This is a genomic window from Paenibacillus sp. ACRRY, assembly GCF_022346995.1.
In the GTDB taxonomy this organism is placed as follows: domain Bacteria; phylum Bacillota; class Bacilli; order Paenibacillales; family Paenibacillaceae; genus Paenibacillus.
Genome location: NZ_JAKRNM010000002.1, coordinates 45794 through 60631 on the forward strand (window position 1 = coordinate 45794; position 14838 = coordinate 60631).

Sequence of the window (14838 nt, forward strand, 5' to 3'; positions counted from 1 at the left end):
GTCCGTATGAAAGCCAGTGAAATCCGTTCCAAATGGATAGAGTTTTTTGCAAGTAAAGGTCACAAAATCGAGCCAAGCGCATCGCTCGTACCTCACAACGATCCATCCCTTTTGTGGATCAATGCGGGAATGGCACCGCTTAAGCCGTATTTTGACGGACGTGAGAAACCGGAGAACCCGCGTCTTGCGAACTCCCAAAAATGTATTCGTACCAACGATATTGAAAATGTCGGCAAAACACGCCGTCACCATACGTTCTTCGAAATGCTCGGTAACTTCTCCATTGGAGATTACTTCAAAGAAGAAACCATTACTTGGGCTTGGGAATTCCTGACGAGCAAGGAATGGATCGGATTCGATCCAGAGCGCCTGTCGGTAACGGTATATCCAGAAGACGAAGAAGCTTTCAAACTGTGGAACGAAAAAGTGGGATTGCCGGCAGAGCGCATCATCAAACTGGATGAGAACTTCTGGGATATCGGTGAAGGCCCATGCGGACCTTGTACTGAAATATTCTATGACCGCGGCGAAGCTTATGGCAGTGACATGAACGATCCGGAAATGTACCCGGGCGGGGAAAACGAACGTTACCTGGAAGTATGGAACCTGGTATTCTCCCAGTTCAATCACAACAAGGATGGCAGCTATACGCCGCTTCCTAACAAAAATATTGATACAGGTGCAGGTTTGGAACGTTTTGCTTCCATTCTACAGAATGTGGATTCCAACTTTGACACGGACCTGTTCCAACCAATGATTCAAAGAACAGCGGCACTTGCCGGTGTGAAATATAATGACAGTGTTGAAATTGACGTAGCGCTAAAAGTTATTGCTGACCATATCCGTACCGTTGCTTTTGCAGTCGGCGATGGCGTTCTGCCAAGTAATGAAGGACGTGGATATGTTATCCGCCGACTGCTGCGCCGTGCTGTACGTTACGGAAAAGTACTCGGATTGGATCGTCCATTCCTCTATGAACTGACAACAACAGTCGGTGAAGTCATGGGCGTATACTACCCAGAGGTGGTAGATAAGCAAGAGTTTATCGCGAAGGTCATCAAAACCGAAGAAGAACGGTTCCACGAAACACTTAGTGACGGATTGGCGATTCTGGCAGATATCAGTGCTGTAGCCAAATCCGAAGGTCGTACGGTGATCAGTGGTCCGGAAGCATTCAAATTGTATGACACATATGGCTTCCCCTTTGACCTTACTGAAGATTATGCGGCAGAGCATGGCTTGACTGTTGATCGCGAAGGTTTCGATGCATCCATGCAGGAACAACGTGATCGTGCGCGTGCAGGCCGTCAGGAAAGCGAAAGCATGAAGGTTCAAGGCGGACCACTTGCTGATCTGGAGGTTAAAAGCGAGTTTGTTGGTTATACTGACCTGTTGACGGAAGCAAAAGTGGTTGCCATCGTTGCAGGCGAGGCCCTTGTAGATTCAGTAAGCGAGGGACAATCCTGTCAGGTCATCCTCGACAAAACTCCGTTCTATGCAGAGAGTGGCGGACAAGTCAGCGATCAGGGCTTGCTGCGCGGAGCAGGCGTTACTGCCAAAGTACAAGGGTTGTTCAAAGCTCCACAAGGACAGCACGTACACATGGTAAGCGTAGAGTCGGGTGAATTGCGTGTAGGTGATGTGATCCAAGCGGAAGTGGATGCGTCCAAGCGCGGAGATATTATCAAAAACCATACAGCTACCCATTTGCTGCACAAAGCACTTAAGGATGTGCTGGGTACGCATGTCAATCAGGCAGGTTCACTTGTAGAGCCACAGCGCCTCCGGTTTGACTTCTCTCACTTCGGCAGCATTACGCCGGAAGAATTGACAGAGATTGAACGTCAGGTGAATGAACAGATCTGGAATCGCCTGAATGTGAACATCGAATTGAGAGCCATTGATGAAGCCAAAGAAATGGGCGCTATGGCATTGTTCGGTGAAAAATATGGAGATATTGTACGTGTCGTACAAATCGGAGACTACAGTTTGGAACTTTGTGGCGGCTGTCACGTAAACAATACATCAGAGATTGGCATGTTCAAACTTGTCAGCGAGAGCGGCATTGGTTCCGGTGTACGCCGGATCGAGGCTGTAACAGGTAGGGGTGCATACCTCTTCGTTGAAAGTCAACTGGAACTGCTTAAGCAATCCGCAGCTCTGCTCAAAGCGAATGTTGCAGATGTGCCTAAACGGATCGAAGGTCTGAACCAACAGCTGAAAGAAGCGGCGAGAGAAACAGAATCGCTGCAAAGCAAGCTGAGTGCCATGGAAGCAGGATCACTGACGGATCAAGTGGTACAGGCAGGAGATACACAAGTGCTTGCAGCCCGCGTGGACGCTCCGAACATGGATGCGCTTCGTACCGTTGCCGACGAATTGAAAGTGAAACTGCCTGACGCTGTGCTCGTTCTTGGTGCTCCTGCGGATGGTAAAGTGAACTTCGTGGTTGCTGTTCCTGCTGAGAAAGTGAAGCAAGGTCTTCATGCTGGTAAGATCGTCAAGGAAGTCGCAGCAGTATGCGGCGGTGGCGGCGGCGGACGTCCAGACATGGCACAAGCCGGAGGTAAGGATGCGTCCAAGCTGGATGAAGCGCTGAAACTGGCAGTTTCACTCATTGGTCAATAACGGACAAGCAAAAAACACAATTGCATTCTCCTTTGTTTACTCGTGGCAGTCAGAATATGTTATTATATAAGCAGAAATCAATTCGGCAGGACATGGTCCCCATGTTCATGCAGGAGCGAGGTGTCATCAATGGACTCCATGGATAAGACGGTTAAATTTAATGTGAAAGCTGACGAGCAGGAAGCATCCTCCAAAGAGATTCTTCTTACGGTGTATGATGCACTGGTGGATAAGGAGTATAATCCAATCAACCAGATTGTCGGGTATCTGATTTCGGGAGACCCTGCATACATTCCTCGTCATAACAACGCACGCAGTCTGGTCCGGAAAAAGGAGCGCGACGAGCTGATTGAAGAGCTTGTACGTTCCTATCTGGCCAATCACCGGTAATGTATGCCGCTTCCGCTGTGATGCAGCCATGCATGCAGCGGGAAATGAACCGACAGAAGACAGCCTGAAGCTTGAGAAGGGTAGGATCTAATCTTTCCCGCGCGGGCTTGAGGATGGGAGAGCATGGATGAAAAAATTAGGTTTGGACTATGGGGACCGAAGAATCGGAGTTGCCGTTAGTGACGCCTTCGGTTGGACTGCCCAGGGATTAGAAGTGCTTGAACGCCGCCGGGATGAAGGTGAGTTCGGTCGCATTGCTGAACTTGTGCGTGAGCACGAAATCAGCGAGATCGTTGTCGGGCTCCCCAAAAACATGAACGGCACCGTAGGGCCGCGTGGTGAAATTTGCATTGCTTTTGCCGAACGCCTGCGGGGCGAACTGAATTTACCTGTTCACCTTTGGGATGAACGGCTGACAACCATGGCAGCAGAACGAACGCTGATTGAAGCGGATGTCAGTCGGAAAAAACGCAAGCAGGTTGTGGATAAAATGGCCGCAAGCTTGATTTTGCAAAATTATTTGGATGCGAACAGTAAAAGGTGAGGGGGATCAACAATGGCTGAAGATCAACTGGGTATGGAAGAAGAATCGGAGATCATTTACATCGCGGATGACGAGGGCAATGAAGAAGAATTCGAAGTCATCATGAAGTTTGAAGTGGATGGGTCGGAGGCCAAGTATATGATGGTTGCTCCGGTTGAACCTGAAGATGGCGAAACGGATGTATATGCATTCCGTTATGAAGAAGATGGCGACGATATTAAACTTTTCGTCATCCAAGATGATGCCGAATGGGATATTGTCGAGGAGACGTTTAATACATTTTTAGCTGAAGATGAAGAGGAAGCGAACTAAATGACGGAATATAGCCGCAAAGACCTGAAATGGACAGATTCACTGCGTCTGGCATTCGGTGCTCATGTTGAGCTCGAGGAAGAGAACGGTAAATCGCAACCGTATGACTTGTTGGCTGAGTTTGAAGTGCATGGTCAACAGTACGCGGTACTCCGCAGTTCATTGCGTCCTTATGACGAGGTTGAACTTCTGCGAGTATTGCCGGGAAGCGAAGACCAGATCATGCCGGAGTTAGTTACGATTGATGATGACGACGAATGGGAGAACATCTCGGAATTGTACGATGAGTGCACCCTCCCTATTGACGAAGATTAACCAGCTTCAAATTGAAGAAACCGGAAGGGCGGAGAAGTCCGCTCTTTTTGGTTGTGTAAAGGAGTTGTTTCTTTTTTGAAAGGGAAAGTCATAATAATCGTTCTGCTTATCATTGTGATTGCAGCTGGAGGAGCGGGTGCTGCGGTCTGGAACATGATGCGTCCCGTTGAGGCTTCGGCAGATCCAGTCGTATTCGAGATCAAAAGCGGATCAGGGACATCCCAAATTGCGGATCAGCTTGAACAAGAGGGTCTGGTTCGCAGCGGTTTAGCCTTCAAGGGATATTTGAAATGGAAGAAGCAAGGATCAAGTTTTATGGCAGGTACATATTCGATGAATCCTGGCGTGTCATACGATGAGATTATTAGCAAGCTGAACAGCGGTGAAGTGGTACCCGAAGAAATGGTGAAATTTACGATTCCTGAAGGATATACCGTGCTGCAAATGGCGGATAAATTGTCTGCAGAAGGTGTCGTCGATCGTGAAGAATTCATCAAGCTGGCGAATGATCCGTCTTCCTTCGATGTCGATATTATTAAGGATATTCCCGTGGATGAAGAACTTCGTTACGTCTTGGAGGGATACTTGTTCCCTGAAACCTATGAGCTCAAAAAGGGCAGCTCCACCCATGACGTCATGAAGCGAATGCTTGAAGAATTTCAGACCAAAATCAATACCATACCGGATCTGGAATCCAAACTGAAAGCACGAAATCTCTCATTGCATGAGCTGCTTACGATAGCTTCACTTGTGGAGCGAGAAGTTGTGGTGGATGAGGAACGTGCTCTGGTTGCAGGCGTTATTGATAACCGGATCAAGCAGGACATGAAGCTGGAGATTGATGCGACCGTTCAATATTTGCTGGACAAGCCCAAGGCACGATTATTGTTCAAAGACTTGAAGGTTCAAAGTCCATACAATTCATATCTCAACAAGGGACTGCCGCCAGGGCCGATTGCAAGCCCGAGTTTGGAATCCATTGAGGCTGCTCTGGCACCGGAAGCTTCAGACTATCTGTTCTATGTTACGAAGAAAGATGGTTCATCCGGGCATCTGTTTGCCAAAACGTATAAGGAACATCAGCAAAATATAGCCAAAAGTAAGGCTGCGCAATAAGCGGAGGGGATGTATATGAGTAAGAAACATGAACTGCTGGTTACGGCAGCAAATGTTAAGGAAGCAGAAGTATTGCTCCAGGCCGGAGCAGATGCCGTGTTAATTGGGGATGATCGCTTCGGCATGCGTTTACCCGGAAGTTTCACTGTGGAAGAGACAGCCGAAGTGGTTGCCATTGCTGCCAAACATCAGGCTCGTGTCTATGTATCCATGAATAATTTGATGTCCAATGAGCTGTTGAAGGAGCTGCCTGAATATGTTCAGGCTCTGGGCAAAATCGGGGTTCATGCCGTGGAATTTAACGATCCATCCGTGCTGGCTGCGATTAAGGAGTATGCCCCCCATATTCAGCTTCACTGGAATGCGGAGATGACTTCAACGAATTATGCAACGTCCAACTATTGGGGCAATAAAGGTGCCAGTCGTGTTGTACTCGCCAGAGAGCTGAATATGGATGAGCTGACGGAGATGGTTCCCTTTCTGAAGGTTGAAGCGCAGGTTCAGGTGCATGGCATGACGAATATTTATCATTCCAAACGCAGTCTGGTGCAAAGTTATATGGCTCATCAGGGGCGCCCAGTGGAAGGGAACCTTGGTAAAGAACGCGGATTATTTCTGATTGAAGCAGAGCGCCGGGATGAGAAATTCCCGATCTATGAAGATGTCAACGGTACGCACATTATGAGCTCTGAGGATATATGTATTCTGGAGGACCTTCATTTGATGATGGAAGCAGGCGTGCATAGCTTCAAGATTGAAGGTATTCTTAAACCGCTGGTTTATAATGAGGCTGTTGTCCGGGCATACCGGACGGCTATTGATTGTTATGCAGCAGATGCGGATGCATATGCGTTTTCGGATGAATGGCTGGACGAGGTCCGCCAATTGCAGGACCCTGAACGGGAGCTGTCATTTGGCTTTTTCTACAAAGAACAGGTGTATTAATAGACGAGGTGAACGAAATGGAAACAGTGGCGGTACAGCGGAAGTTCTCGGGTAAACGTAACCGTCTGGACAAACCGGAGCTTCTTGCTCCGGCGGGTAATCTGGAAAAACTCAAATTTGCGATCCATTATGGCGCAGACGCTGTGTATATTGGTGGTCAGGCTTATGGACTTCGTTCCAATGCGGACAACTTCAGCTTTGAAGAAATGCGTGAAGGTGTGGAATTTGCGAGTAAATACGGCGCCAAAGTATTTGTGGCTACCAATATTTATGCACACAATGAAGATATTGAGGGCATTGAGGCGTATTTGCAAAACTTGTACAATGCGGGTATCGCAGCCGTGATCGTGGCAGACCCGGCGATTATTGAAGTCGCTCAGCGGGCTGTACCCGGCCTTGAGGTGCACTTAAGTACACAACAGTCCACACTGAACTGGCAGGCCGTGAAGTTCTGGAAAGACGAGGGGCTTCCGCGTGTGGTTCTGGGGCGTGAAACCAGCTTCGAGGAGATCGAAGAAATCAAGGCGAATGTTGATATCGAGATTGAAGCCTTCATTCATGGAGCAATGTGTTCCTCCTACTCGGGACGCTGTGTACTCTCCAATCACTTTACAGATCGGGATTCCAACCGGGGAGGCTGCTGCCAATCCTGCCGCTGGAAATATGATTTGTTTGAAGATGCCAGAGAAGACGCGGTGTGGGTAAGCGAGGAAGAGATGCAGATGCAGGCTCCGGCACCCTTCAAGCTGGGAGAAAACCAGCTGCCTCTGTTCCAGGAACAGGACAATTCGTTCTCCATGGGTTCGAAGGATCTGTGCATGATCGGCCATATCCCCGAGTTGATTGATGTGGGTGTGGACAGCTTCAAAATTGAGGGCCGTATGAAGTCCATTCACTATGTGGCTACTGTCGTGAACGTATACCGTCAAGCAATTGATGCTTACATGGCTGATCCTGAAAACTATGTATTGAAGCCGGAATGGGTCGAGGAAATGAATAAGGCTGCCAACCGTCCGTTAAACACCGGATTTTTCTATGATACACCGGATCATGAGGATCACATCTACGAGCCGGAAGAAAAAGCTGTACCTTATGATTTCGCCGGATTGGTCATGGGCTACGATGCTGCTACAGGAATGGCTACGATTCAGCAGCGCAATCATTTCAAGCCTGGACAAGAGATCGAATTTTTCGGTCCAAACGGTACCTTTTTCAAACAGGTTGTTGGTGAAATTCAGGATGAAGAAGGCAATGTATTGGATGCAGCACGACATCCATTACAGTTGATCAAAATGAAGGTAGACCAACCTGTATCGTATTTTGACATGATGAGAAAAAAGAAGTAGGTTAAATGACCTACCAACAACAAAATTGTGTTATGAATTAACAATATGTTGTTATGAATCTAACGATTTAGCCCTCCGTATATCGGTATATGGGGGGCTTTTTTGTATAGAAAAATAGGAAAAAAGTTGCAAAATATTTTTTGAAAACAAAAGGGGAAAGGGGAAAACTGTCGAATATTACATATTTATAGGGGAGAGAAAGAAAAAACAACTAGCAAAATGGCAGGTGAATGGGATTGGTTCATAAGAAGCAGAAGGACAATGGGGAAAAGGTGAAAAAACCAGTGAAGGAAAAGAAACCGAAAGAGCAAAAGTTTAAGAAATTGAGCTTCTTCAAGAGCAAGACGGAAAAACCATCGAACAAGAAGCCGTTTAAGCTGGATTGGAAAAAGATCCAGTGGAATAAGATGGGAGGGACAACATTAACTCAGGTCAGGAAGGCGAATCCGGTCAAATCGGTAGGGGTCAAACTATTCTTAATCTTTTTTGCGGGGATTATGATATTTGTTATTAGTTTGGGTCTATTATCCTATTCGAAAGCCAAAAACACAATTGAGGAAAATGCCTCCCGGGCAAACCAGGAAACGATTGATCAAACCAAAGAAAAAATGGATATCATTTTGGAACGATTTGTGGATACGTCTACCCAGATCTTCTTTGATCCGGAAATGCAATCCTTGTTGCAAAACATGTCTAATGCGGATTTGACCGCATATGATATGTTCATCAATTCAAGCTCCATCAATAAACAGTTATCCAATGTTGCTTTTACAAATAAATCTATGGAAGCGATTTATCTGGTACCAACGGACGAAACCAAGTCCACTATGGGAACGGGAAGCAGCAGCTCTTCAATGGGTAATATTCGCAGCGAGGCTTGGTATAACGAATTGGTACAGTCCGGTGGATATCGCTGGCTTCCTACAGAAGTCAAAGAAGACGGAAGTGCGTCAACGTTCCGAATTGCCCGGTCTATGAAAAACCTGCAGGGGACAAATCAGTCCTATGTTTTGGTCATTGAGTTGAAGCTGGAAGTTTTGGAGGAACAGTTGAAATCGCTTAATCTGGGAGAGGGAGCTGTAATTCAGCTCATTGCTCCGGATAAAAAAGTTGTAGCCTCAACGATTGCTGACCGCACAGGTAAGGAGACAGAACTCGCCTTTTATGGTGAATTGACTGAACAGACAGGCAGTACCAATGCAGAGTATGCCGTTGATGGGAAATCTACCGATATGCTTGTAGTTTACAGTACGATGGAAACGTCGGATTGGAAATTGATTGGAATGGTACCTACTTCCATGTTGGTGAAGGATGCCAAAGGCATTTTGACACTGACCTTATGGATGGCATTAATTGATGCGGCAATTGCGGTACTGATTGGGGTATGGATGGTACGCATGATTGCCCGTCCGCTGGGAAGTTTGAAGGACCTTATGCAGGAAGGTGCAAAAGGAAATCTGAAGGTACGTACACCATTCACTTCCAAGGATGAGATTGGTCAATTATCAGCCGCCTTCAATCTGATGATGGAACAGATCACGAAGCTGGTTGAGCAAACGAATCGTTCCGCACAGGAGGTGCTGGATACCGCTTCCGAGCTAAGTAATGCCTCCAAGAAGACAGCCATTTCTGCTTCGGAGATTGCTGTGGCAACGGAAGAGATTGCAGGAGGTGCAAGCAGCTTGGCTACGGAAGCGGAGCGTGGTAATGAGTTGACTGATAATATCTCACGTCAAATGCAGAGCGTCGTTGCAGCCAACGAGGAGATGGGACAATCCGCCCGTCATGTCGAGCAATCCAGTGAGACAGGGACGCAGCACTTGAATCAGTTAATGACGAAGACCCAGCGGACCGAAGAGATGATCGGTGCTCTGGTGAATAAGGTGGATTCCCTGAAAGAGAGCACATCCTCCGTTCTGAAGGTTCTGGACGTGCTTCAGAATATTACGAAGCAGACCAATATTCTGTCACTGAATGCCACAATTGAAGCAGCACGTGCCGGTGCAGCCGGACGCGGATTCATGGTTGTTGCTGGTGAGGTTCGTCAACTCGCCGAGCAATCCAGACAGTCCATTGACATGGTAGGCGACATTACCGATAAAATCATGCATGAGATGAACGAAACAGTGGCCGCATTGTCCAATGTCAATCCTTTATTCCGTGAGCAAATGGATGCTGTTAAAGATACCAATGTGATCTTTGCTTCGGTTCAACAGCAAATGGGTGCATTTGTAGAGAAGCTGGGCATGGTTACGGACTCTATCGGGGATCTGAGCAAGTCTCAAGGTACATTGTCTGAGGCGATGAGTAATGTAAGCGCAGTAGCTGAGGAATCCTCCGCAACCTCTGAAGAAGTGGCTTCCTTGAGCAGCGAGCAGCAGAACATCAGCAACCAGTTGGTGAACTTGTCCGACAAGCTGGAGAATGTATCCACTGAATTGAAAAATACGCTGTCCCGCTTCACGGTTTAACCAATTACAAAAAGCGTAATATCTTCTACAAACCTGTTCCGTTCCTGGAGCAGGTTTGTTGCTGTTTTCCGGATAATTCCAGAGGGGAAGAAGCATACTATACAGAAAAATGCTGAAGGGGATAAGGAAGCATGCATGTACAACTAAAAAGAAGAATTTATATGGGTTGTGTCTTCCTGACCGTTATTTTTGCAATCCTTATCCTTCGTCTCGGGTGGATTCAGATGGTTCAGGTGAATCGAGTCATGCCGGGATTTCAGCGAACAGTTCGTGAGATGTCTGTTTTGCAGCGTGAACGGGGGGTTATGCTTGATTCAGGCCGGGGACAAATCACGGACCGTAAAGGAAAATCACTGACGGGAAGCCTGCAGTGGGGGGTTGTGCTTTTCCCGCATTCTGGACATGGGAATGTCCAATCCATGATGAATACAACAAACGTCAGATTGAAGCAGCTTGCAGCTATACTACATACGGATACAACACACCTAATTAAAGAGTGGGAGCAGGGAGACACCCCCCATTTCTGGACAGCAGGCACACATCAACCCATGGTATTGGACAAGACCCAACTAGCGAAACTTCAGGATTTCGAAGGAGATGGGGCCAGCGTATACCCTGTGATGTCACGTTATGACAAGAGCCCTACAGGAATGCAATGGTTAGGTTATTTGGCTGAACAACCTGAAGTTCTGAGCGTGAGAGATCATCATACAGATGAAGTGAAACAACCTTTTGCGCTGAAGTCAGGCGCAGCCGGACTGGAAAGGACGCTTGATCCCCTATTGATGGGCATGGGTCCAACCTTGCTCACTCGAATGGTTACCGGCTCAGGAGAGGTTATTCCCGAATACGAACCAAGGGTAATTGCCCCGAGAAATAGTCACTATCCTCTAAAGGTGGAGACCACAGTCGATTCAGACATACAGCAAGGAGTAGAACAGATTGCAGAGGAAGCGGGTATGCAAGAGGGGGCAATTGTTGTATTGGATACGGCAAATGCAGATGTACGCGGAATGGTCTCTGTTCCATTTTACGATCCGCTGCATGTGGATCCGGCCATCTCCTCCTGGGCGAATCGGGCTGTGCAGAGTGCTGTCCCCGGATCGATATTCAAAATAGTTACGGCGGCAGCGGCGCTGGAATCACAAGCTGTTTCAACCAAAGAAACCTTTCATTGTGGTGGAGAAGGGGGAAAGTACGGGTTATCTTGCTGGAAAGAACATGGACATGGTGATCTGAGGCTGGAACAGGGCTTCGCTGAATCCTGTAATATTGTTTTTGCCGAAACAGCTCGCCGCCTCAGTATGGAGCAATTGGAGCGAACTGCCGATGCATTGGGCTTGGCACGGACCATCGGCTGGGAGAAGAAGGATGTGGCCGGAATGCCGGTGCTGCGTCATTTTGATCACGAAGATGCAGGGCGTGTACGAACAACAGCAGTCTCCACGGAGGATGAAGGAGCCCGGGTACAGACAGCCATTGGTCAGCGAGATACCCGCGTATCCCCGTTACAGGCGGCTAATCTGATTGTGACCCTTCTTCATGATGGCCGTGTTCAAGCGCCGCGGCTTGTTCAGCGTATCCGATATGCTGATGGTGATGTGATGCTGGAGATGTCCTCGCAACATTCGCCTTCACAAGCCGGCCAGATCTCTCCCGCAACCTCTCATCAGCTTCTGCGATGGATGCGTAAGGTTGTCACGGATGGAACGGGAAAAACCCTGCAACAGGCGCGGTGGCACGTTGCAGGGAAGTCGGGTACCGCCCAGGTGGAGCAGAAAGGACGGAAACGCAATCATCAATGGTTTATCGGGTATGGTCCTGTAGAGCAGCCTCGATATGCGGTTGCGGTTCTGGTCCAGAATGTAACACCAGGCGGACGCCACCAGGCTACAGAACTCTTTCGCCGTGTTATGGATTACTTGGCCGAATCTTCCTGATCTGCAGTCTGTTTTGTGGCTTTGGCAGATGCTTCCGTGTTCACGCCCGCGGCTTCACCCACAGGCGTATCCATGACTAATGGAGAAGAATCGAATTCATCCTTGGGCAGATGGATCCAACGCTGTAAGTAGCCCTGCTGCAGCAGCTCTTTTAGCAAAATCAGCAGTACTGGAGATAGCACAACTCCGGCAAGGCCGAATATGGAGAGTGAGATCAGCATAAATGAAAGCATCAGGTATGCGGAAGACACTCCGATTGAGTTGCCGGATATTTTTGGTTCAAGCAGTTGACGTGTCAGCATTGTAATCACGAGAACGACGACTAGACCAATGGCCAAGCTGCTGTTGCCTACGATGAAGAGATAGACAATCCATGGAATAAATATAACCGGAACCCCCAGAAGAGGCACTAGATCAAATACCGCACAGACTGCAGCGATTGTAAAGGCATTATTGGTTCCAAGAATGAGCAGTCCAACATAGATCAATACAAAGGTAATTAGCATCATGATCATCTGTGCCTTCAAGTACGAACGAATGGTTTTGAAGACATGGTTGCGCATAAAAGCCATAGCCAGCTTCAATGTTTTCGGTGTTTTGGCACGGGCAAACTTGCGCCAGGATTCAATCTCAATACTGAGAAAGAAGGCAAGAATGATTGCAATCCCAAAGTTTGTGATAAATGATGAAAATGAACTGAGAAATCCAATAATGATTTGTGCACCACTGGTCACCCAACTGGACAGGAAACCGGTAAGTGTTGCAAAATAATCGTTTATCTTTTCAATAATACCAGGAGGAAGTGCGTTCCACTTGTCCTGAAGAAAGTAAGCGAGATTGGTGAACTCGCTCTGCAGTAGCTCCACGTATCGAGGGAAGTTATCCTGCAGATTGGATATTTGAGAAATGATAATCAGACCCACGCCAAAAAAGGCAGCAACAATCAGTGCGAGAAAAAGCAAAACGGATATCGCCGCTCCCAGCGTTTTGGGTAGTCCTCGGCGATGCAAAAAACGGGCCAGTGGTTCAATCATCCAGTATACGATAAATGAAAGAAACACAGGTGCAGCCAATTGATACAATCGGCTAAAGCCATACATGACCAAATATACAGTTAACACAAGTAAAGCGATGTCAAAAACAGTACGTCCATATTTTCTATAAAGCGGTAGCATGGGCAGGGCTCCTTCATCCGTCATTCATTCCATATATTGTACACGATTGACTTGTTTTTTGGAAAACAGGATTCAAGAAAAGTTTAAATTGTGATAAAATTAAAGGCGATTTATTTTCCATAGTAATTGGATGGGAGCAGTCATTCAGCAAGAGAAGTGGGGAATCAGAGCATGACAAATTTACTTCAGAGCCTATTTTTATGGGCATTGTACATTTCATCTTTTTACGCCTTTATTCCAAGTTTGATCAGCAGGCTCTTTGGGTTGCGCGTGTTCAGGCGTGGAAAAAGCGATACACAGTTTGCTTTAACTTTCGATGATGGTCCCGATCCGGTATATACGCCAAGGTTGCTCCGTTTGCTTAAGCAATACGATGCCAAGGCGACTTTTTTTGTGGTTGGGGAGCATGCGGCCAGTCACCCGGAACTTATCCAGCACATTCATGAGCAGGGGCATCTGATCGGAATCCATAACTATATCCACAAAACAAACTGGTTAATGCGGCCGCGTACGGTTAAAAATCAGATCCAGCGAACAGGTCAGATTATAGAGGAAGTCACGGGGGTAAGAACCTGTTATTACCGTCCGCCTTGGGGGATTATGAACCTGTTTGATTTTTTCAGCAGAAAGGATCGTCAGATTGTCCTGTGGTCCTCCATGTTCGAAGATTGGAGAAGTCGTGTCGGAGCCAAGAAACTGACGGAACGCATGCTGAAAGAGCTCAGAGGCGGAGAAGTCATGCTGCTGCATGATCGGGGCACGACGCTTGGGGCTGACGCACATGCACCCGAGCAGATGCTTCAGGCACTGGAAGTTGTTCTGCAAGAGGCCGATCGGCAGGGATTGCAAAGTGTACGCATCGATACCTTGATGGGAGGAGGCATTACAGTGAGTGAATCTCAGAAAACGAGTCCAGCTCAGCCCGTATTATCCCCATGGAAACGAATCGTGGTTGCTTTATGGCTTGGCTGGGAGAAGCTATTCCACTGGGTGTACCATCTGCGGACAGCTTCGCCGGAAGACCCTATGCTTCATTATCGATCCCGTGTATATCACGGTGCGTTGGTTGAAATGAGCGAAGGGCAAGTCATTCGAAACGGCGACCCGGTTATTGAACTTCATTTTGATAATAAAAAATTATTCGAGCTTGGGATGACCTCGCGCTCCAGTATGCATCTGGCCATCCGTATGATTCGGGCCATGGAACAACAGCTTCCCGATCTGGCTCGGCAGATTGCATCGGACCCTGAACTCCGTTCTGCAAAAGCAGTGTACGGTGTAAGCATGATTAATCGGGGACCGGAGAAATTCGGATTTACCGTTAAGGATCTGCCGCCTGGACCTTTCAGTTCGGCTTCCAAGGTGTATCTTAAACTATTGCTCAGTGTTATTCATCCTTCAGGAACCAAGCGGCTGAAACAGCGATCGGAGCAATTGGTTCCAAAAATGATTGCCATGCCGCTGGCTACATTAATGGAGCGTTACGGACAACATGCCCTTGTAGCTGCAACAACGGAACAGATGCAAACAGATTTGATTGAGGCCGAAACGGATGTACTGGCCGGTGCTGAGTTGAAAAACACACCAACAGGTTAGTAGCAGAAGGTTTAATTCGATTGCATGTAAACCAATGCAAAAAGGGTTGCTCCCTTGCCA

12 protein-coding genes are annotated in these 14838 nt (G+C 47.6%); 11 read left to right on the forward strand and 1 reads right to left on the reverse strand.

The features are described from left to right. The first annotated feature begins 6 nt into the window (after positions 1-6). The 10 genes from alaS (at position 7) to MH144_RS09495 (ending at position 12007) form a co-directional block, all read left to right on the forward strand. Positions 7-2628 carry an alanine--tRNA ligase gene (alaS, locus tag MH144_RS09450; RefSeq protein ID WP_239299363.1) on the forward strand — a complete coding sequence of 874 codons (2622 nt, stop codon included), beginning with the start codon at positions 7-9 and terminating at the stop codon, positions 2626-2628. Between the two features lie 129 nt (positions 2629-2757). Further along, positions 2758-3018: an IreB family regulatory phosphoprotein gene (locus MH144_RS09455; RefSeq protein WP_024633073.1), complete on the forward strand. Its 261-nt coding sequence runs from the start codon at positions 2758-2760 to the stop codon at positions 3016-3018. 127 nt (positions 3019-3145) lie between these two features. Beyond that, complete coding sequence (gene ruvX, locus MH144_RS09460; protein ID WP_239299364.1) at positions 3146-3562, forward strand: Holliday junction resolvase RuvX; 417 nt, start codon at positions 3146-3148, stop codon at positions 3560-3562. A gap of 12 nt (positions 3563-3574) precedes the next feature. Beyond that, positions 3575-3874, forward strand: coding sequence for a DUF1292 domain-containing protein (locus tag MH144_RS09465; RefSeq protein ID WP_127538641.1), 300 nt, complete (start codon positions 3575-3577; stop codon positions 3872-3874). Continuing rightward, on the forward strand, positions 3875-4189 hold the full coding sequence (locus MH144_RS09470; RefSeq protein WP_095289524.1) for a DUF1292 domain-containing protein: 315 nt from the start codon (positions 3875-3877) through the stop codon (positions 4187-4189). A gap of 75 nt (positions 4190-4264) precedes the next feature. After that, the gene (mltG, locus tag MH144_RS09475; protein WP_239299365.1) at positions 4265-5305 is read left to right on the forward strand and encodes an endolytic transglycosylase MltG; all 1041 of its coding nucleotides are present in this window, start codon (positions 4265-4267) and stop codon (positions 5303-5305) included. 15 nt (positions 5306-5320) lie between these two features. Beyond that, the gene (locus MH144_RS09480) at positions 5321-6250 is read left to right on the forward strand and encodes a peptidase U32 family protein (RefSeq protein ID WP_239299366.1); all 930 of its coding nucleotides are present in this window, start codon (positions 5321-5323) and stop codon (positions 6248-6250) included. 17 nt (positions 6251-6267) lie between these two features. Continuing rightward, positions 6268-7596 (forward strand): peptidase U32 family protein, encoded by a 1329-nt coding sequence (locus MH144_RS09485; protein ID WP_239299367.1) that lies wholly within the window; start codon positions 6268-6270, stop codon positions 7594-7596. Between the two features lie 230 nt (positions 7597-7826). Beyond that, a complete protein-coding gene (locus tag MH144_RS09490; protein WP_239299368.1) occupies positions 7827-10067 on the forward strand; it encodes a methyl-accepting chemotaxis protein in 2241 nt (746 codons plus the stop codon). 131 nt (positions 10068-10198) lie between these two features. Next, on the forward strand, positions 10199-12007 hold the full coding sequence (locus MH144_RS09495) for a peptidoglycan D,D-transpeptidase FtsI family protein (protein ID WP_239299369.1): 1809 nt from the start codon (positions 10199-10201) through the stop codon (positions 12005-12007). Here the strand turns inward: MH144_RS09495 and MH144_RS09500 are convergent. Further along, on the reverse strand, positions 11986-13182 hold the full coding sequence (locus MH144_RS09500) for an AI-2E family transporter (protein ID WP_239299370.1): 1197 nt from the start codon (positions 13180-13182) through the stop codon (positions 11986-11988). The two genes, MH144_RS09495 and MH144_RS09500, sit on opposite strands and share 22 nt — an antisense overlap. Before the next feature lie 171 nt (positions 13183-13353). On the opposite strand from MH144_RS09500, the gene MH144_RS09505 reads away from it, so the two are divergent. Further along, the gene (locus MH144_RS09505; RefSeq protein WP_239299371.1) at positions 13354-14778 is read left to right on the forward strand and encodes a polysaccharide deacetylase family protein; all 1425 of its coding nucleotides are present in this window, start codon (positions 13354-13356) and stop codon (positions 14776-14778) included. Positions 14779-14838: the final 60 nt, after the last annotated feature.